Annotated in this window: 18 protein-coding genes; 3 read left to right on the forward strand and 15 right to left on the reverse strand. The window is 75.2% G+C overall.

All coding sequences use genetic code 11. The features are described from left to right. Both HGCM_RS18320 and imuA' read right to left on the reverse strand, forming a co-directional pair. Nucleotides 1–1,027, reverse strand: a 1,027-nt coding sequence (locus HGCM_RS18320) for a DNA polymerase Y family protein (RefSeq protein ID WP_019137329.1), incomplete at its 3' end; no start/stop codon positions are given. Beyond that, nucleotides 1,024–1,893 carry a DnaE2-dependent mutagenesis accessory factor ImuA' gene (gene imuA', locus HGCM_RS13320; RefSeq protein ID WP_019137330.1) on the reverse strand — a complete coding sequence of 290 codons (870 nt, stop codon included), beginning with the start codon at nt 1,891–1,893 and terminating at the stop codon, nt 1,024–1,026. The genes HGCM_RS18320 and imuA', both read right to left, overlap by 4 nt. Nucleotides 1,894–2,122: 229 nt before the next feature. Here imuA' and HGCM_RS13325 point away from each other — a divergent pair, with 229 nt between their 5' ends. Both HGCM_RS13325 and HGCM_RS13330 read left to right on the forward strand, forming a co-directional pair. Then, on the forward strand, nt 2,123–2,659 hold the full coding sequence (locus HGCM_RS13325) for a YbhB/YbcL family Raf kinase inhibitor-like protein (RefSeq protein WP_019137331.1): 537 nt from the start codon (nt 2,123–2,125) through the stop codon (nt 2,657–2,659). Between the two features lie 53 nt (nt 2,660–2,712). Beyond that, entirely contained in the window at nt 2,713–3,282 is a 570-nt protein-coding gene (locus HGCM_RS13330; RefSeq protein WP_019137332.1) for a YbaK/EbsC family protein, read from the forward strand. A gap of 2 nt (nt 3,283–3,284) precedes the next feature. On the opposite strand, the gene HGCM_RS13335 is transcribed toward HGCM_RS13330, so the two are convergent. From HGCM_RS13335 to HGCM_RS13390, 12 genes are all read right to left on the reverse strand, one after another. Then, nucleotides 3,285–4,109: a TrmH family RNA methyltransferase gene (locus HGCM_RS13335; RefSeq protein ID WP_019137333.1), complete on the reverse strand. Its 825-nt coding sequence runs from the start codon at nt 4,107–4,109 to the stop codon at nt 3,285–3,287. A gap of 30 nt (nt 4,110–4,139) precedes the next feature. Beyond that, nucleotides 4,140–5,426 carry an MFS transporter gene (locus tag HGCM_RS13340; protein ID WP_147572849.1) on the reverse strand — a complete coding sequence of 429 codons (1,287 nt, stop codon included), beginning with the start codon at nt 5,424–5,426 and terminating at the stop codon, nt 4,140–4,142. Between the two features lie 76 nt (nt 5,427–5,502). Further along, nucleotides 5,503–5,943: a hypothetical protein gene (locus HGCM_RS13345; protein ID WP_019137335.1), complete on the reverse strand. Its 441-nt coding sequence runs from the start codon at nt 5,941–5,943 to the stop codon at nt 5,503–5,505. Between the two features lie 10 nt (nt 5,944–5,953). Continuing rightward, entirely contained in the window at nt 5,954–7,969 is a 2,016-nt protein-coding gene (locus HGCM_RS13350) for a DNA/RNA non-specific endonuclease (protein WP_019137336.1), read from the reverse strand. Beyond that, entirely contained in the window at nt 7,966–8,268 is a 303-nt protein-coding gene (locus tag HGCM_RS13355; protein WP_019137337.1) for a hypothetical protein, read from the reverse strand. Before HGCM_RS13355 ends, HGCM_RS13350 begins: the two co-directional genes overlap by 4 nt. Nucleotides 8,269–8,272: 4 nt before the next feature. Further along, a complete protein-coding gene (locus HGCM_RS13360) occupies nt 8,273–8,713 on the reverse strand; it encodes a hypothetical protein (RefSeq protein ID WP_019137338.1) in 441 nt (146 codons plus the stop codon). Between the two features lie 110 nt (nt 8,714–8,823). Beyond that, nucleotides 8,824–10,830 carry an ABC transporter ATP-binding protein gene (locus HGCM_RS13365; RefSeq protein WP_019137339.1) on the reverse strand — a complete coding sequence of 669 codons (2,007 nt, stop codon included), beginning with the start codon at nt 10,828–10,830 and terminating at the stop codon, nt 8,824–8,826. Continuing rightward, the gene (locus HGCM_RS13370) at nt 10,827–12,563 is read right to left on the reverse strand and encodes an ABC transporter ATP-binding protein (protein WP_019137340.1); all 1,737 of its coding nucleotides are present in this window, start codon (nt 12,561–12,563) and stop codon (nt 10,827–10,829) included. The genes HGCM_RS13365 and HGCM_RS13370 overlap by 4 nt, the downstream gene beginning before the upstream one ends. Beyond that, nucleotides 12,563–13,327 (reverse strand): TetR/AcrR family transcriptional regulator, encoded by a 765-nt coding sequence (locus HGCM_RS13375; RefSeq protein ID WP_147572851.1) that lies wholly within the window; start codon nt 13,325–13,327, stop codon nt 12,563–12,565. Before HGCM_RS13375 ends, HGCM_RS13370 begins: the two co-directional genes overlap by 1 nt. A gap of 104 nt (nt 13,328–13,431) precedes the next feature. Continuing rightward, nucleotides 13,432–14,622 (reverse strand): SPFH domain-containing protein, encoded by a 1,191-nt coding sequence (locus tag HGCM_RS13380; protein ID WP_019137342.1) that lies wholly within the window; start codon nt 14,620–14,622, stop codon nt 13,432–13,434. 43 nt (nt 14,623–14,665) lie between these two features. Further along, nucleotides 14,666–15,112: an NfeD family protein gene (locus HGCM_RS13385; protein WP_019137343.1), complete on the reverse strand. Its 447-nt coding sequence runs from the start codon at nt 15,110–15,112 to the stop codon at nt 14,666–14,668. 102 nt (nt 15,113–15,214) lie between these two features. Continuing rightward, complete coding sequence (locus tag HGCM_RS13390; RefSeq protein ID WP_019137344.1) at nt 15,215–16,000, reverse strand: ABC transporter ATP-binding protein; 786 nt, start codon at nt 15,998–16,000, stop codon at nt 15,215–15,217. A 113-nt stretch (nt 16,001–16,113) separates the two neighbouring features. Here HGCM_RS13390 and HGCM_RS13395 point away from each other — a divergent pair, with 113 nt between their 5' ends. Further along, nucleotides 16,114–16,860 carry an Rv1486c family protein gene (locus HGCM_RS13395; protein ID WP_019137345.1) on the forward strand — a complete coding sequence of 249 codons (747 nt, stop codon included), beginning with the start codon at nt 16,114–16,116 and terminating at the stop codon, nt 16,858–16,860. Nucleotides 16,861–16,868: 8 nt separating this feature from the next. Here HGCM_RS13395 and HGCM_RS13400 read toward each other — a convergent pair whose 3' ends face one another. After that, nucleotides 16,869–17,495: a hypothetical protein gene (locus HGCM_RS13400; protein WP_019137346.1), complete on the reverse strand. Its 627-nt coding sequence runs from the start codon at nt 17,493–17,495 to the stop codon at nt 16,869–16,871. Nucleotides 17,496–17,564: the final 69 nt, after the last annotated feature.

Raw genomic sequence — 17,564 nt, forward strand, 5'->3', positions numbered from 1 at the left:
CCCCGGCGCGGTGGCTGCGCGCCGTCGCCACCGCGGACGCGCTGAGCCAGCCCTCGAGCTGCCAGCGGACCCGGTCCGTGATCCGGGCGGGCGTCAGCCCGCCCCACCCGCCGAGGTCGGTGCGCCACGTGCGCACCAGGTCGGTGCCGTCGTCGGTGCGGGCGGCGATCTGCAGGCGGCCGCACGTGACGCCGTGGTGGACGAGCAGGTCGTGCAGCTCCTCCGCGAGCCGCCGCCCGGCGAACGTCGCCTGGTCCACCCGGTCCAGCGGCGGCTCGAGGTCGGTCGCCACCTCGAGGTCCGCCTCGGGGCGTCGTCGCGCCGGCGGCCGCTCGTCGTCGCCGCGCGCGAGCACGTGCGAGCGCACGCCGGACGCGCCGAACCGGGCGGCCACGTCGGCCTCCGGCAGGGACGCCAGCGCGCCGAGCGTGCGCAGACCGAGCCGGCGCAGCAGGTCGACGAGGTCGAGGGTGCGGGCCGCGGCGTCGTCGTCGGTCGCGGCGTGGACGAGCTCGCCGACGTCGCGCGGCGCGAGGAACGCCCGGGACCGGCCCGGTGCGACGACCTCCCCCGTGCGTGCCGCGAGGACGGCCGCGAGCAGGCCGTCGGCGGTGCCGACGGCGCACTCGTGCCCCGTCCGCTCGGCGACCGCGTCGACGAGCCGCTCCGCGAGCGCGTCCTCGGAGCCGTGGTACCGGGCCGCGCCGCCCGCCGGCAGCAGCAGCAGCCCCGCCCGGACGACCTCGACGCCGGCGACGACGGTCTCGGCCGCGGCGGCCACCGGCTCGAACAGCCGGATGTCGCGCGCCTCGTCGGTGGGCAGCAGGACCAGCTCGGGGCAGACCCCCTGCGCCTCGCGGCGGCGCATGCCCCGGCGCACGCCCTCGGCCCGGGCGAGCGCGGACACCGCGGTGACGCGCGCGCCGTCGAGCACCGCGGCGGGCAGGTGGGCGGCGAGCTCCTCGGCGGCGACCGCCGCGACGACCGGCCAGTCGGGCACCCACAGCACCGTCGTGCGCGTGCTCATCCGACGAGCCTCAGCGGGCTGCGCGTCTCGTCCGCGACCGGGGCGGGCGGCTGCGGGTGCTGCGCGCCGAACGGGAGCGTGAGGTCGAGACCGGCGGGCACGCCGGCGCCGGAGCGCCCCGTCCGCGCGACCCGGACCTGCTGCGCCCGCAGCCGTCCGTCCCCCGTCCCGACCCCCGTCCAGCGGCTGTGCTCGACCGTGAGGACGACCTGCGCCCCCGGCCACGGGACGGTCGAGAGCAGCACCGCGCCCCGGTCACGGACGCGTGCGGTGAGGCGCCGCCGGTCGGCCTCCGGGAGGGCCGCCCCGGGCCCGACGACGACGACGTCCAGCCCGTCGACGAGCGCGGCGAGCACGTGCGCCGTCTGCGGCCCGGGCTCCGGCACGAGGGCGAACCGGTCGAGCGCGACCCCGGCCTGGGCGGCCGCGAGCAGCCCGACGGAGGGCTGCCCGACGACCGCGGACCACCCGCCCCCGGCGCAGGCCGCCGCGACGAGCGCGAGCACGAGCGAGGTCGAGCCGGTCACGACGGTCGCCGCGCCCCGGCGCAGCCCGTCGGGCAGCAGCGGCGCGAGCGGCGGCGGCACGGGCAGCGGGGGGCGCTCGGCGACGAGCAGCGCGGTGGCCGGCTCCCCCTGCGAGCCGGCCACCGGCGGGTCGTCGGGCGCCGGGCGGACCGGGCGCGCGGGTGGTCCGTCCGGCTCCGGCGCCGGCTCGGGCACCACCGTGAGCGGGACGGGTGCGGGAGCGACGGCGGGCCGGGTGTGCGTCCGCACGCTGCGTGCCCCGGTCCGCTGCTCGGCACGCTCCAGGGCCGCCCGCGCGATCGCCGCACGGTCCGCCTGCGTGAGGGTGCCGACCGCCACCGCTCCTCCTCCTGTGTGCACCTGACATCCGCTGCCGGGCAGCGGGACGAGCGGTGCTCGAACCCGTCCCAGCGAGTCGAACACCTGTTCGAAGTATCTCAGTAGACGCTGACACTCCGCGACGTGTCAACGCGAGTCACCCGGTCCCCGCGTGGCCGGCCCGGGGGCCCTCGACGGGCTCACCCGGCCCCCGTCGCGCCCCGCCCACGACGGGGCCAGGATGGGCCGCATGAGCCCTTCGATCGACCGGCCCGCCGCGCCGGACCCGTACGCTCTGCAGCCCGCCGTCCCGGCGTTCACCCTCACCAGCGACGACCTCGTCGACGGCGAGCGCCTCGCGGACGTGCACACCAACACCGACGCGGGCGACAACGTCTCGCCGCAGCTGTCCTGGTCGGGCTTCCCGCCCGGGACGGCGTCGTTCCTCGTCAGCTGCTACGACCCCGACGCCCCGGGCGTGGCCGGCTGGTGGCACTGGACGCTCGTCGACGTCCCGCCCACGACGACCTCCCTGCCGCGCGGCGCGGGCGACGGCTCCGGCATCCCGGCCGGCGCCTTCCACCTGCGCGGCGACGACGGGGAGGCGCGCTACGTCGGCGCCGCTCCCCCGCCCGGCGACCAGGTGCACCGGTACTTCTTCGTCGTGCACGCGCTCGACGTGCCGAGCCTGGGCCTGACGCCCTCCACCAGCCCGAACCAGGCCGCGTGCGTCGTCGACTTCCACACGCTCGCCCGCGCGGTCCTCGTCGGCACCTACCAGCGCTGACGCGCTCCCGGACGCCTCGGCGGGTCGCCGCCGGCCGGAGCTAGCCTGCGCGCATGACGACCCTCGGCAGCCTCACCTGGGAGCCCGCGCTCGACCACCCCGACCTGCTCGCCGCCCCGACGCTCGCGGCCGTCCGCGCCTGGGCCGAGGCCGACGAGCGGGTCGCGCGCGAGGTCGTCGTCACCGAGATCGACCCCGAGCTGGCCGACACCGCCGCGCTCACCGAGGCGTTCGCCCTGCCGCCCGCCGCGTCCGCGAACTGCGTCCTGGTCTCGGGCCGCCGCGAGGGCGTCGAGAAGGTCGCGGCGTGCGTGGTCCGGGCGACGACGCGGGCGGACGTCAACAACGCCGTCAAGCGGCTGCTGGACGTGCGCAAGGCGTCGTTCCTGCCGACGGACCGGGCGGTCGCGGACTCGGGCATGGAGTACGGCGGCATCACGCCGCTCGGGCTGCCCGCCGGGTACCGGGTCCTGGTCGACGCGGCGGTCGCCGTCGAGCACCCGGAGGCCGGCGCGCTCGTCGTGATCGGCAGCGGCGTGCGCCGCTCCAAGGTCGCGCTGCCCGGCGCGCTGCTGGGCACGGCGCCCGGCGTCGAGGTGGTCGACGGGCTCGCGCTCGGCTGAGCTCAGGCGCGCGTCGCCCAGAACGCGACCGCGGCCGCCGCCGCGACGTTGAGCGAGTCGACGCCGCTGGCCATCGGGATGCGCACGACGACGTCCGCCTGCGCGATCGTCGCCGCCTTGAGCCCGTCGCCCTCCGCCCCGAGGACGAGCGCGAGGCGGTCCGGCGGATCGGCCGCGAGCTCGTCGAGCGTCACCGCGTCGTCGCGCAGCGCGAGCGCGGCGGTGACGAAGCCCGCCGCCCGCAGGTCGTCGATGCCGCCCGGCCACGGGTCGATCCGCGTCCACGGCACCTGGAAGACCGTCCCCATGGAGACGCGCACGCTGCGTCGGTACAGCGGGTCGGCGCAGCGCGGCGTGACGAGCACGGCGTCGACGCCGAGCGCCGCCGCGGAGCGGAACGCCGCGCCGACGTTGGTGTGGTCGACGACGTCCTCCAGCACGGCGACGCGGCGCACGGAGGGGTCGGCGAGCAGGTCGGCCGCCGGCACGAGCGGCGGGCGGTGCATCGCGGCGAGCGCGCCGCGGTGGACGTGGAAGCCGGTGATGGCCTCGAGCACGTCCTCGGCGGCGACGTACACGGGCACCGCGTCGTCGCCGGGCACGGCCGCGAGCATCCGCTCCAGGTCCGGCAGCCAGCGCGGCGCGAGGAGCACCGAGCGCGGCCGGTGCCCCGCGGCGAGCGCCCGGCCCAGCACCGTGGAGCTCTCCGCGATGTACAGGCCCTTGGCGGGCTCGTGCCGCGAGCGCAGCGCGACGTCGGTCAGCGAGACGTAGTCGGCGAGCCGCTCGTCGGTGGGGTCCTCGACGGGTCGCAGGTCGGCACGCACCGGCCCATCCTCCCAGGCGCGCGACCCGGCTCAGCGCCGGCGCGAGGCGAGCACGCCGCCGGTGACCGCGGCGGCGACGCCGAGCACCGCGAGCACCGGCACGATGACGAAGGCGCCGTGGATCCCGAGCTGGTCGGCGAGCCACCCGAGGACGAACGGCGCGACGCCGACGGCCACGCCGGCGCCCATCGTGATCCGGGCCTGCGCGGCGTCGGTCGCACCGGGCGCCGTGGCGAGCAGGAGCGAGCAGGCCAGCGGGTACTGCACGCCGTAGCCGAGGCCGGCGACGACGAGCCCCGCGATCGCGACGCCGGGCGTGGTGGCGGTCCACAGCACCGCCCAGCCGACGATGGCGACGAGGAAGCTCGCCGCGAGCAGCCGGACGGGCGAGAGCTTCAGGGACAGCGGCCCGACGACGAACCGGATCGCCGTCATCCCGACGAGCAGCCCGGCGGTGGTCGCGGCCGCGATGCCGGCGCCCGCGCCGGTCTGCTCGCGCACGAGCTCGGTCGACCAGAACGTCGTCGACATCTCGATCGCGACGCCCGCGACGACGGCGACGAGGAACGCGCGCGAGGGGCCGTGCAGCGTGCGGGCCGAGCGCGGGTGCAGGGCGAGCGCCTCGACGGTGCTCGTCTCGACGCCCTCGGGCTCGGCGACGAGCGCCGGGGCGTCGTGCGCGGGCGTCATCGCTCCGCCGACCGGCCGCCGCCGGTTGAGCAGCGCCGCAGCCACGGCGAGGACGATCGCGACGGCGACGGCGGGCCGCCACCCCCAGCCGATCGCGACGCAGGCGCCGACCGCGAGCGGGCCGACCAGCCCGACGCCCGAGCCGAGCCCGTTCGCCTCCGTGACGGCGGCGCTGGCCGCACGGCCGTGGTGGATCGTCAGCCCGGCCTGGGCCGCGCTGAGCGCGACGTTGCCGCCCAGCGCCAGGACGACCATGCCGGGCAGCGTGACCGCGAGCGACGGGCCGAGCAGCAGCCCGAGCATGCCGACGACGACGAGCCCGGCCGCCGTCAGGAGGGCCTCGCGACGACCGAGACGCGCGATGCCCCAGGGGGCGGCGAACGCGGCGAGCACGGAGCCGACGGCCATCGCGGTGCCGTGCAGGCCCGCGAGCGCGTTGGAGACGCCGAGGTCGGCGGCCAGCAGCGGGACGCTGGGGTTGAAGCTGTAGAGCACCCACCCCCACATGACGAACCAGGCGTAGAAGGCGAACGTGGTGGCGTCCCGGCGCAGGCGCGGCGGCGCGTCGGCGGGCGCGCCGGGCACGGGTGCGGAGGGGCCCGGAGCAACCTCCGGCGAGGGGGTCATGCGGGCAGGATAGGCGGCCGCGCCGACGCGGCCGTGGGCCTGACGGCTCCGGCGGCGGGTCCCGGGGGCGGCGGGGTCAGGCGCCGGCGGCGCCCAGGCGAGCGGCGAGCTCCTCCAGCTCGGCGCGGTTCCGCTCGAGGTACTCGTGGACGGGCACGGACGACGACTCGTCGCGCACGCCCTCCAGCACCTTCGGCGCCTCCTCGGCCAGGTCGACGCGCGAGGTCCCGTCGCGGTCGACGACGAGCGAGAGGACCACCGAGCCGCCGGACGACGAGCGCGCGAGGTCCTCCATGAGGTCGAGCACCGTCCAGTACAGGTCCTCGGGGTCGCGGTAGTCCCGCTGCTCCAGACCGGCCGGCGTCTGCACGACCACGACGTCGACGGACGAGCCGCTGTACGGCCCCTCGGCGACGGTGCCCTCCCGCCGGCTGACGATGCGCAGCCAGCCCGCGGGGGCCGACTGCGGCAGCGCCGCGACGATCTGGGCCAGCACGGCCTCCTGCTCCGGTGTCACGGACCGCTCCTCAGCGTGGTGGTTGGGCGTCGTTGGTCCAGTCGTACTTGAACGTCTGGCCGTCGATGTTCAGCTCGACCGCGAACCGGTCGGGGCGCGTGCTCTCGTTCCCCGGACGGTACTTCGGCTCGATGTGGATCGTGACGTTCCCGGGCGTCTCCCCGCGCAGCGCGCGCCGGATCTGGCGCTCCATGCGCGCCCACTCGCCCTGGTTGAGGTTGACGAGGCCGTCGTACGGCTTGCCGTTGCCGGGCAGCACGTTGAGGCGGTTGGTGGGGCCGCCGAGCGAGTCCGCGATGAGGTGGAAGCCGATGTCGTTCGGCAGGCCCTCGTTGCCGATCTCCGCCGTCAGCGTGCTGTTGCGCCCGCCGTCCCCGAGGTTCACCTGGCCGCTGACGCTCTTGGTCCGGCCCAGCGCGTCCGTCTCCCACGCGATGCCGTTGTACTCGTACACCGTGTTCGGGTGCGGGCTGTTCGCGACGCGGTTGAACGACGCCATGTCGTCGAACTGCAGGTGCGGCATGGGCAGCCCGTCGGCCCGCGCGACGACGTCGACCTTCGCCCCGAGCTCGAGCAGCTCGTCGACGTCGATCCCGCGCGCCGCGAGCTCCGCGAGGTCCTCCGCGCGCAGCGCCCGCCGCGTCCACTTGCCGCCCGTCGCGCCCCAGCCGAGGAACGGGATGAGCCCCGCGGCCGAGAGCCCCGCGTCGACCGCGTTGCCCTCGGCGGCGTACCAGACGGCGTTGATCGCGTCCGCGGGCTCCCCCAGGAACGGGACGAGACCCAGGCCGTCGAGCACCAGGTGCCCGATGTCGGAGAACGGGTTCGAGCTCTGCCGGCTCGCCTCGATCTCCGCTGCCTTGATCTCGATGACCGCGCGCGCGTCCTGCGCGATGCGCTGGCTGATCTCGACCGACCCGCCCTCGAACGGCGTGATGGCCGCGGCGATGGCCGCGTTCGAGCCCGCCCCGTCGTCGACCGGCCAGCGCCGGCGCGCGAGCACGTACTCGAGGAACGCGTTCGTCGTAGCGGTCGTGCCGCCCTCGGAGATCGTGACGACCTCGCCCGAGCCGAACAGGTTCTGCGCCGCCTGCGGGCTGCGGCCCACCGCGGTGAGGATGCCGGCGAGCGGGTCGTAGTACTCCGTGTAGCCGGTGGGCGCGCCCTCGTCGTCGCCCTGCACCGGGTCGATCGCGCCGAAGCCCTCGCCCATCGAGTGCGCCCGGTCGTACCACATGTCGCGCCGGTCGACCTGGCGCTCGTAGGCGTACACGTCCTGCGCGACCGTCGTGAGGAAGTCGGCGCCGAACGTCCCCCGCGACAGGACGAGGCCGAGCGCGCTGGCCTGCCCGAGGTGCTCCGGGTACTCCTCCGTGATCGCGTCGGACCACTGCTCGGCGTACCCGTCGGGCAGGGCCAGGTCGCCGCCCGACTGCGTGGCCGTACCGAACGTCGTGCCGAGCCCGTCGAGCAGCTGCTCGTACGACTCGTCGAAGGCCTCGATGTCGTCGATGTCCGAGCCGAACGAGTTCTGCACGAGCGTGCGCCGCGTCGTCGACGCGTCGAGCACGAGGTCGGCCAGCTCCTCGGGGCTGACCTGAGTCGCGAGCTGGTGGGCGAAGTACGGGTCGGCGCCGTTCTCGGCGAGCAGGTCGACGAGCTCCTGCGGCAGGTCGTCGCCGGACCCGTAGTCGTCGATGAGCTCCGCGGCGCGGTCGGCGAGCTCGCGGGCCTCCTCCGGCGTCGTCGTCGGGATCGACGCCTCGTCGAGCTGCACGTACCCCTGCACGCCGGGCGTCTGCGCCTCGATGTGCCGCGCGAGCGCGAGCCGGCGCCGCAGCCCCGGCAGCTCCCGGTCGATCCAGGCGGCGACCGCGTCGACGCGCGTGAGCTCCGCGGTCGAGAGCATCACCTGGTCGAGGCCGGAGCGCAGCGACGAGCGATGCGACGGCACGTCCACCGAGGCGTCCTCCAGCGCCCGGACGAGCGCCGCCATCTGCGCGAGGTCGATCGACGCGACGCTCACCGCAGGTTCCTCCACCGGGTCTGCCAGGCGGTGCGCTCGACGGTCTCCGGCTGCCCGGCGATCGCGTCGTCGTACGTGCCCATCGCGCCGTCCGCCGCCGTGCGCAGCGCTCCGCGGTGCCCGACGAGCTCGGTGTAGAACCCGTCCGCCACCGTGCTCACCCACGCGCCCGCGTCCATCGCGGCCACCGCGGCGTCGAGGTCGTCGCGCAGCGTCGCGGCCACGGGCTGGGCGCTCGCGCGCTTCGACCGGATGGCGGCCAGGTAGGGGTTGGGGACCTTCTCCGCCTCGTCCGCCACGGCCTCAGCCCTCCCGGCCGGCCGGGACGGGCCCGTGCTCCGCGACCCAGGTGTCGAGGTACTGCTCGAACCGGCCGAGCGACTCCTCGTCGTGCACGCCGTTGGTGCGCTTGGGCTCGTCGTAGCCGAGGTCCACCGCGATCGCACCGTCGGCGTCCAGCCGCAGGTCCAGGGTCGTCCAGCGCCGGTCGGGGCCGTCCTGCGCCGACAGCTCGTTCAGGCGCACCACCGCGTCGTAGAGCGGCTCGTCGTACGCGACCTGCCCGTACAGCCAGCGGTCACCGCCGTCGACGACGGCGGTCGTGATCCAGTTGAGGCTCACGGCTCCGGCGCCGTCGACCGTCGCCTCCCAGTTGCCGAGCAGCCGCGCCCAGCCCTGCGGGGCCACCTGCGCGAACCGTCGCGCGACCGCGCCCAGCTGTTCCTGCTGCTCCGCGAGCCCCACGGGAGACCTCCCTCGCCGACGTCAGGACGCCATGATGCCAGCCGGCGCCCGATCCGTCCGGGTCTTGCGCGACGTCGCCCGACCGGCCGACCGGCCGGTCGGGCGACCGGTCACACGTCCTCGGCCAGGGCCGCCGCGAACTGGCTCTGGTACAGCCGCGCGTACGCCCCGCCCGCGGCCAGCAGCTCTTCGTGGGACCCCTGCTCCACGATGTCGCCGTGCTCCATCACGAGGATCACGTCGGCGTCGCGGATCGTCGAGAGCCGGTGCGCGATGACGAACGACGTCCGGCCGGCCCGCAGCGTGCTCATCGCCTGCTGCACCAGAACCTCGGTGCGGGTGTCGACCGACGAGGTCGCCTCGTCCAGGACGAGGATCGCCGGGTCGGCGAGGAACGCGCGGGCGATGGTGAGCAGCTGCTTCTCCCCCGCCGAGACGTTCGACCCCTCGTCGTCGATCCGCGTGGCGTAGCCGTCGGGCAGGATCCGCACGAACCGGTCGACGTGCGTCGCCTCGGCCGCCGCGACGACCTGCTCGTGCGTCGCACCGTCCACGCCGTACGCGATGTTCTCCTCGATGGTGCCGCCGAACAGCCAGGTGTCCTGCAGCACCATGCCGACCTCGGAGCGCAGCGCGTCGCGCGTCATCGCCCGGGTGTCCACGCCGTCCAGCGTGATCCGGCCGCCGTCGATCTCGTAGAACCGCATGAGCAGGTTGACGAGCGTCGTCTTGCCCGCGCCGGTGGGACCGACGATGGCGATGGTCTGGCCCGGCTGCGCGACGAGCGACAGGTCCGTGATGAGCGGCTCGTCCGGCGAGTACGAGAACCGCACGTGCTCGAACTCCACGCGCCCGCGCACCGGGTGCTGCGGCGCCTCGGCGGGCTCGGGGTCGGCGTCCTGCTCCGGCGCGTCCAGCAGCTCGAAGACGCGCTCGACCGACGCCATGCCCGACTGCAGCAGGTTCGCCATCGACGCGATCTGCGTGATCGGCTGCGTGAACTGGCGCGAGTACTGGATGAACGCCTGCACGTCGCCGAGCGTCAGGGCGCCGGACGCCACCCGCAGGCCGCCGAACACCGCGACGACGACGTAGTTGAGGTTCGCGAGGAACCCGAGCGCCGGCTGGATGGTGCCCGAGATGAACTGGGCCTTGAAGCTCGCGTCGTAGAGCCGGCCGTTGCGCTCCCGGAACGTGTCCGCGGACTCCTGCTGGCGGCCGAAGACCGTGACGAGCGTGTGCCCCGTGAACATCTCCTCGATGTGCGCGTTGACCTCGCCGGTGCTCGCCCACTGCTGCACGAACTGCGGGCGGCTGCGCTTGGCGATCGCCGCGGCGACGACCATCGACAGCGGCACGGTGACCAGCGCGACGACGGCCAGCACCCACGAGATCGAGAACATCATGATGAGCACGCCGATGACGGTGAGCACCGACGTCACGAGCTGGCTGAGCGTCTGCTGCAGCGTCTGGGCGACGTTGTCGATGTCGTTGGTGACGCGGGAGAGCAGCTCGCCGCGCGGCTGGGAGTCGACGTAGCGCAGCGGGAGCCGGTTGACCTTCGCCTCGACGTCGCGGCGCAGCCGGAGCACCGTGCGCTGCACGAGCCCCGCGGTGACGCGCCCCTGGACCCAGCCGAACAGGAACGAGCCGACGTAGACGAGCGCGACGACCAGCAGCACGTCCCGCAGCGCGTCGAACTGGATGCCCTGGCCCGGCACGACGTTCGCCATGCCGGAGACCATGTCCGCGACCCGGTCCTGGCCCGCGGCGCGCAGCGCCTCGATCGCCTGGTCGCGGGTCGTGCCGGCCGGGACGAACGTGCCGAGCGAGCGCCCGACGACGCCGTCGAAGATGATGTTCGTCGCGTGGCCCAGCAGCCGCGGGCCGATCACCGCGAGGAACACCGAGGCGACGGCGAAGAGCGTGACGAGCAGGATCGGCCCCCGCTCCGGCCGCAGGACCCCCAGGAAGCGCCGGCTCGACGCACCGAAGTTCTGCGACTTCTCGCCGGGCATGCCCATGCCCATCGGGCCGTGACCGGCCGGCCCGCGCCGGACCGGCGGCTGGGCGGGCCGCTGCGGCGCCGCCGGACGGGCCGCTCCCTGGGCGCTCATGCCGCCTCCTGCGCGCTCAGCTGGGACAGGACGATCTCGCGGTAGGTCTCCGAGCTCTCCATGAGCTCGTCGTGCGTGCCCTGCCCGACGACGGTGCCGCCCTCGAGCACGACGATCGTGTCGGCGTAGCGGATCGTCGCGACGCGCTGGGCGACGACGAGCACCGCCGCGTCCCTCGTCTCGGGCTGGAGCGCCGCCCGCAGGGCCGCGTCGGTCGCGTAGTCGAGCGCCGAGAACGAGTCGTCGAACAGGTAGAGCCGTGGTCGTCTCACGAGGGCGCGGGCGATCGCCAGGCGCTGGCGCTGGCCCCCGGAGACGTTCGTGCCGCCCTGCATGATCGGCGCGTCGAGCCCCTCAGGCAGCGCCTCGACGAAGTCGCGCGCCTGCGCGACCTCCAGCGCGTGCCACAGCTCCTCGTCGCTCGCCCCCGGACGTCCGTACTCGAGGTTGCTGCGCACCGTGCCGGTGAACAGGTACGGCTTCTGCGGCACGAGCCCGATCTGGTCCCAGAGCTCGTCGGGGGCGATGCGGCGCACGTCGACGCCGTCGATCGTCACGGAGCCCCCCGTGACGTCGAACAGCCGCGGGACGAGGTTGACCAGGGTCGTCTTGCCCGCGCCCGTCGAGCCGATGATCGCCGTCGTCCGGCCCGGCTCGGCCACCAGGTCCACGTGCTGGAGCACCGGCTCCTCGGCGCCCGGGTAGCGGAACTCGACGTCGCGCAGCTCCAGCAGCCCCGGCCGCGTGCCCGGCAGCGGGGTCGGGTCCACGGGCGGGACGACCGACGTCTCGGTGTCGATGATCTCCGTGATGCGCTCCGCGGAGACCATCGCCCGCGGGATCATCACGAACATCATCGTCGACATCATGATCGCCATGAGGATGTAGGCGATGTAGGACAGGTACGCCGTCAGCGCCCCGACCTGCATCTGGCCCGCGTCGATCCGGTAGGCGCCGAACCACAGCACGCTCGTGCTGGTGAGGTTCAGGATGAGCATGACCAGCGGGAAGATCAGCGCCATGAGGCGCCCGGCGCGCAGCGACGTGTCGAACAGCGCCGTGTTCGCCTCCTCGAACCGCGCCGTCTCACGGCGCTCGCGGACGAACGCGCGCACCACCCGGATGCCGCTGATCTGCTCGCGCAGCACGCGGTTGATCGCGTCGATCCGGGTCTGCATGAGGCGGAAGTACGGCACCATCCGGCGCACGACGAGGCCGACGCAGATCGCGAGCACCGGGACCGCGACGAGCAGGATGCCGGACAGCTGCACGTCCTCACGCAGCGCCATGATGACGCCGCCGACGAGCAGGATCGGCGCCATCACCATGAACAGCGCGGTCATGAGCACGACCATCTGCACCTGCTGCACGTCGTTGGTCGTGCGCGTGATGAGCGTCGGGGCGCCGAAGCGGCCGACCTCCTGCGCCGAGAACGTCTGCACGTGCGTGAAGATCCGCTCGCGCAGGTCCCGGCCGAACGCCATGGCGGCCTGCGCGCCGAAGTAGACGGCGACGACCGCGCAGACGACCTGCAGCAGCGAGACCGCCAGCATGATCCCGCCCAGGCGCACGATCTCCGCGGTGTCCCCGGTCGCGACGCCGTCGTCGATGATGTCGGCGTTGAGGCTGGGCAGGTACAGGGTCGCGAGCGTCTGGGCGAGCTGGAGGAGGACGACCGCGGTGACGGCGCCCGAGTACGGGCGGAGCTGCTCGCGGAGCAGTCGGACGAGCATCACGAGCTCCTTGCGGCGAGGGGGGTGTCGGCGGGTGCGGACGGTGTGGACGAGGAGGGCGTGGACGGGGACGTGGCGCCCTCGCCGGCAGGCGCGTTCGGCGCCGGGCCCGCGTGCTCGTCCTGCGGCGCCCGGGACAGCACGCCGTGCAGGACGAGGTCGACGAGCGCCGTGGGGTCCGGCGGCGCGCTCTCGCGGCCGCGGCGCGCGGCGTCGACCTGACGCATCGCCGCGCCCAGCAGGACGGTGTTGAGCAGCTCGACGACGTCGCCGACAGGCATCCGCAGCCGCTCGGCGTCGGGGCGCACCAGCCGTTCCGCGGCGGCCAGCACCGCGACGTTGCCCGCCTCCTGCCGCTGCGACCACTCCCGCATCTGCTCGGCGTGGGCGGTCCGCGGCTCGTGCGGGTCCAGCGACGCGAGCTGGTGCAGCACGCCCATCCACCGCACGCTGTCGCCGACGCGTGCGAGCCCGATCCGGACGAGCTCCGCGAGGCGGTCCTCGAGCGGCAGGGACCGGTCGATCGCCTCGATGTCCGGCACGGTCGAGAGCGGGTCCACGGCGGCCAGGACGGCCGCGCGCACGAGCGAGCCCTTGTCGTCGAAGACGCGGAACAGCGTCCCCTCGGCGACCCCGGCGGCGCGGGCGAGCTCGCGCGTCGTCACCGCGGCGCCCCGCTCGAGCAGGACGGGCCGGACCGCGCGCAGGATCGCCGCGCGCCGCTCGTCGGCCGCCATCGGCGCCGCCCGTCCCTGCCGAACCACGCCCGCGAGCGTAAGTGAGTGAGCGCTCACTCGCAAGCCTTTTCGCTCTGGGCGTGCGACGAGGGCCGACCCCGAGCGGGGTCGGCCCTCGTCGTGCGCGCGGCTCAGCGCGCCGGCGGCTCGTCGTCCGTGACGTCCTCGACCGGGGCCGTCACGGGCGCGTCCCGCACGGGCGGCACGGCCGGCGGGCGGACGGCCGCTCCCCCGGGGTGCTGACCGAGCTCGGCGCCCGGGTCGAACGGCCGGCCGCTGAGCGTGCCGGAGGCCGTCGCGTCCGCGGTCGCCGCGGCGGACTCCCGGCGCGCCTCGGCGAGCGCCTGCGCGGGGTCCGTCAGCGAGGTCGGCGGGAGCGAGTCGGCGAGCGGCGAGTCGCCGGACTCGCGGAACGGGATGTCCGAGCCGCCCTCGGGGCCCGCGAAGCCCTTCGCGAGCACGCCCAGCGCGCCGCTCAGCTCCGCCGGCAGGAACCACATCGTGTTGGCGGGGCTCTCGGCGATCTTCGGCAGCGTCTGCAGGTACTGGTACGCGAGCAGCTTCGGGTCGGCGTCGCCGCGGTGCACGGCGTCGAACACCTGCAGGATCGCCCGGGCTTCGCCCTCGGCCCGCAGGATCGCGGACTGGGCCTCGCCCTCGGCCCGCAGGATCGCCGCCTGCTTCTCGCCCTCGGCGGTGAGGATCTGCGACTGCTTGACGCCCTCGGCGGTGAGGATCGCGGCACGGCGGTCACGCTCCGCGCGCATCTGCTGCTCCATCGAGCCCTGCACGGAGGCGGGCGGGTCGATCGCCTTGAGCTCGACCCGGTTGACCCGGATGCCCCAGCGCCCGGTCGCCTCGTCGAGCACGCCGCGCAGCTGGCCGTTGATCTGGTCGCGGCTCGTCAGCGTCTGCTCGAGGTCCATCGACCCGATGACGTTGCGCAGCGTCGTGACGGTGAGCTGCTCGATGCCGTAGATGTAGTTCGAGATCTCGTACACCGCGGCCTTGGCCTCGGTGACCTGGAAGTAGATGACCGTGTCGATGCTCACGACGAGGTTGTCGGAGGTGATCACCGGCTGCGGCGGGAAGGAGACGACCTGCTCGCGCAGGTCGACGCTCGCGCGCACGCGGTCGATGAACGGCACGAGCAGGTGCAGGCCGGCGTCGAGGGTGCGCGAGTAGCGGCCGAGCCGCTCGACGATGAGCGCCACCGTCTGCGGGACGATCCGCACCGCGCGGAACAGCGCCACGACGACGAACAGGGCGACGAGGCCGACGACCAGGTACACGAGCACCTGACCGACGTTGGTGTCGTCCACAGGGCCTCCTCCGGTTGGGGTGCCGCGAGAGCGGCGGGACGGGTCAGACGGCTCCGCCGGTGCTGCTGACCGACGGCGAGACGACGGCGGTGGCGCCCTCGATCCGGTCGACACGGACGGGAGCCCCCGGCTCGAGCGTCCCGTGCGTCGTGCGGGCGCTCCACACCTCGCCGGCGAGCTTCACGCGGCCGCCCTCCGGTGACACGGTCGCGACGACCACGGCGTCGCGGCCGACGAGAGCGGAGGCGTTCGTCTCGACGAGCGGGGTGCGCCGGCGCAGGTGCTGCAGGAGCCAGGGGCGCAGCAGCGCGAGCAGGAGGAACGAGACGAGGCAGGCGACGACGACCTGCGCCCAGAACGGGGCGCCGAGCGCCGCGGCGAGGCCGCCCGCGAGCGCCCCGCCGGCGAGCATGATGAGGACGAGGTCGAGCGACAGGATCTCGAGGATGCCGAGGACGACGGCACCGCCGACCCACCACAGCCACTCCATCGTGCGCTCCTCTCGACCGGTCGACGGCGTCGGCGCGGGGCGAACCCCCGTCAACCGATCCTAGACGGTTTCTTTGCGATCTCGAGGAAGAACGCAGCCTGCTCAGCCGGCGGCGCGGGCCGTCCAGCGGGACCCGGCGCGGTCCACGACGAGGTCGAGGCCGAACGCGCCCGAGAGGTTCTCGGGCGTGAGGACCTCCTCCAGCGGACCGGCGGCGTGCACCTGCCCGTCGCGCAGCAGGAGCAGGTGCGTGAAGCCCGGCGGGATCTCCTCGACGTGGTGGGTCACGAGGACCAGCACGGGTGAGCGCCGGTCCGCGGCGAGCTCGGCCAGCGCCGCGACGAGCTCCTCGCGACCGCCCAGGTCGAGGCCGGCCGCCGGCTCGTCGAGCAGCAGCAGCTCCGGGTCCGACATCAGCGCGCGGGCGATCTGCACGCGCTTGCGCTCGCCCTCGCTCAGGGTGCCGAACGTGCGCTCCGCCAGGTGCGAGACGCCGAACGCGGCGAGCAGGTCGGCCGCGCGCGACTCGTCGGACTCCTCGTACGCCTCGCGCCAGCGCCCGGTCACCCCGTACGCCGCGGTGAGGACGACGTCGCGGACGGCCTCCGAGGCGGGGATCCGCTCGGTGAGCGCCGTGCTCGACAGGCCGATGCGCGGGCGCAGCTCGAACACGTCGACGCGCCCGAGCCGCGAGCCGAGCAGGTCCGCCGTGCCGCTGGTGGGGTGCATCCGCCCCGAGGCCACCTGCAGGAGCGTCGTCTTGCCCGCGCCGTTGCGGCCGAGCACGACCCAGCGCTCGCCCTCGCGCACCGACCAGGTGACCTGGTCGAGGATCGTCGTCGTCCCCCGTCGGATCGTCACGGCGTCCAGGTCGAGCACGTCGGTCATGGGCACGACCCTAGTCGTCGGGCGGCCGGGGGACGGCCACCGACCCGCGCCCCGGCGCCCGGCGCGCACGGCGCCCGTGCGTGCCCCCGCGGGTCGCCGCGTACGGTGGGCGCGTGCTGCTCGACCTGCCCCGATCCGTCCTGCTCGCCCTCTGGATCGCGTCGCACGACCCGGTCCGCGCGGTCGCCGCGGTGCAGGGCGACGACGAGCCGCACACCGTCGTCGAGGAGGACGGCGAGCCGACGACGCTCGCGCGCTGGCTGGCCGCGCTCGGCGCGGCGGAGGCCGTCGCGGGCCTGCTCCCCGTACCCGGGGACGCGCTCGGCGTGCCCGCCGCGGTGAGCGGCGCCGCCGTGGAGGCCGGCGAGGCGGTGCTCGTGCACACCGGCGCCGCGGGCCTCGCCCTCGTCCCCGAGGTGCGCCGGTTCGGCTCCGAGCTGGAGCCCGGGCACCTCGTGGCCTGGCATGTCACGCCCGTCCCGGACTGGCGTCTCGCGCTGCAGGGCCGGCTCGGCACGCTCGGCGACGCCGAGCGCGAGCTGCGCCAGGGGCTCGTCACGGCGACCGAGGCGCTGCAGCGGCTCGACGTCGCGCGCTGGCGCCCCGACGCCGCGGCCATGATCGGCGCGGTCCCGCGCCTGGAGCTGCCGACGTCACGCCTCCCCCGCGACCTGGACGGCCGCCGGGCCCGGACGCTGACCAGCGCGGCGCGCCTGCGCACGATCGTGTCGCTGGCGGTCGAGGACGACGGCGGGGCGGTGAACCTCTGGCAGGCGGACCAGCGCACGGCCGCCCTGCGCGACGTCGACCGGGTCGCCCGCGCGGCCCTGTGCGCCGCTGCCACGACCCTGCAGGGCTGAGGCGCGGCTCAGGCCGGGCAGCGGTCGAGCGCGAGCCTCGCGGAGTCCGGGAGCTCCTCCGGGTCGTGGCCGCAGTCGACCGCGCCCTGGACCGCGCCGGTCCAGTGGTGCAGCACGCCGGTCCAGGTCCGGGCGCCGCACGCGACGGTCACCTGCGCCGTCAGCGGGCGCGCGGCGCTGTAGAAGACGAACGTCGCGCTGCCGGGGTCGTCGACGGACATCGCGTCCCGCGGCGAGCCGGTGTCCGGCGCGGTCAGCGACCACCCGCCCCGCTCCAGCACCGCCCGCGCCTGCTCGCTCGCCTCGAGGTCCTGCACCTGCAGGCGCGGGTCGTCCTGCGACCACACGATGGCCGGCGGCTGCGAGACCTCGTCGGTGGCGCTGCTCTCGACGAGCTGGCCGGCCTCGTAGCGTTCCACGGCCGCGCGCAGCAGCACGGTCTCGCCCACCTCGGGCTCCCCCACGAGGCGCAGGTCGTCCGCGGAGGGGACGCACGCCGGCGACGCGCTCGCGGTGGCGGGAGGCGTCCCGACCGCGCGCGTCGGGGCGGGGGCGTCGGTCGGCCCCGTGCACGCGGCGAGCGCGAGGACGGCGACGACGAGCGAGACCCGGCGGGGCGGAGCGGTGAGAGCCACGTGACCTCGTCCGACGCTGGACCCGGCGCGCGCCGGCTGGTGCGAGGATGCCACGGCGGGACGGGGCGG

The sequence above is a fragment of the Cellulomonas massiliensis JC225 genome (assembly GCF_000312005.1).
Taxonomy (GTDB): domain Bacteria; phylum Actinomycetota; class Actinomycetes; order Actinomycetales; family Cellulomonadaceae; genus Cellulomonas; species Cellulomonas massiliensis.

What these genes read in the sequence shown, in the direction of transcription:
- HGCM_RS13325 (WP_019137331.1), top strand. Translation starts at nt 2,123, where the DNA reads ATGAGCCCTTCGATCGACCGGCCCGCCGCGCCGGACCCGTACGCTCTG.
- HGCM_RS13330 (WP_019137332.1), top strand. Translation starts at nt 2,713, where the DNA reads ATGACGACCCTCGGCAGCCTCACCTGGGAGCCCGCGCTCGACCACCCC.
- HGCM_RS13340 (WP_147572849.1), bottom strand. Translation starts at nt 5,426, where the DNA reads ATGACCCCCTCGCCGGAGGTTGCTCCGGGCCCCTCCGCACCCGTGCCC.
- HGCM_RS13365 (WP_019137339.1), bottom strand. Translation starts at nt 10,830, where the DNA reads ATGAGCGCCCAGGGAGCGGCCCGTCCGGCGGCGCCGCAGCGGCCCGCC.
- HGCM_RS13370 (WP_019137340.1), bottom strand. Translation starts at nt 12,563, where the DNA reads ATGCTCGTCCGACTGCTCCGCGAGCAGCTCCGCCCGTACTCGGGCGCC.
- HGCM_RS13385 (WP_019137343.1), bottom strand. Translation starts at nt 15,112, where the DNA reads ATGGAGTGGCTGTGGTGGGTCGGCGGTGCCGTCGTCCTCGGCATCCTC.
- HGCM_RS13390 (WP_019137344.1), bottom strand. Translation starts at nt 16,000, where the DNA reads ATGACCGACGTGCTCGACCTGGACGCCGTGACGATCCGACGGGGGACG.